This is a genomic window from Bradyrhizobium sp. Crot121 (assembly GCF_059512385.1).
Genome location: NZ_JCAMOR010000295.1, coordinates 1 through 793 on the forward strand (window position 1 = coordinate 1; position 793 = coordinate 793).

Annotated in this window: 1 pseudogene; it reads left to right on the plus strand. The window is 60.5% G+C overall.

What is annotated here, in order from left to right:
* Positions 1-24 precede the first annotated feature (24 nt).
* Positions 25-776: pseudogene (locus AC5ZGW_RS46615) on the plus strand (IS5 family transposase).
* Positions 777-793 lie beyond the last annotated feature (17 nt).

The following is a 793-nucleotide window of genomic DNA, read 5'->3' on the forward strand; positions in this document are numbered from 1 at the left end:
TTTTAGGAGGAAGCCTTGGGTGTCATGGATCGGCTGGTTCTGAGCGATGTGCAATGGGATCGAATATCCGGCTTGATCATCGGCCGGCCGGACCAGCGCGGTTCGACGGGGCGCGATAACCGGATGTTCGTTGAGGGCGTTTTGTGGATTGTGCGCACCGGCTCGCCGTGGCGCGATCTGCCTGAACCGTTCGGCGACTGGAATAGCGTGTTCCGGCGCTTCAGCCGATGGAGCGCCAAAGGGGTCTGGCTGCGCATGTTCGAGGCGCTGGCGGATGATCCGGACTTTGAATACCTGATCGTCGATTCCACCATCGTCCGCGCCCACCAGCACGCCAGCGGCGCAAAAGGGGGGCTCAAAATCAGGCCATCGGTCGATCGCGCGGCGGCCTGACGACTAAGATCCATATGGCCGTCCGCGGCTTGGGCTGTCCGGTCCGTTTCTTCCTGACGGCAGGCCAAGCCGGCGATGCCCCACAAGCCCAGCCCCTCGTCGAGGGTCTTGCAGCCGAGTTCGTCATGGCGGATGCGGCCTACGATTCCGACGCGTTCAGAACCGCCATCGCCGCAAAGGGCGCACAGGCCGTCATTCCAAATAATCCTTCGCGGACCAAGAAATATCCGCTCAACAAGCCCCTTTACGCCGAGCGTCACCTCGTCGAATGCTGTTTCTCAAAATTGAAGCAGTTCAGGCGTGTCGCCACGCGCTACGAAAAGACCGCGCGAAACTACTTCGCCGTTGTCACCATTGCCGCTACTCTGCTCTGGATAAGGTAACTGTCCACACGACCTAG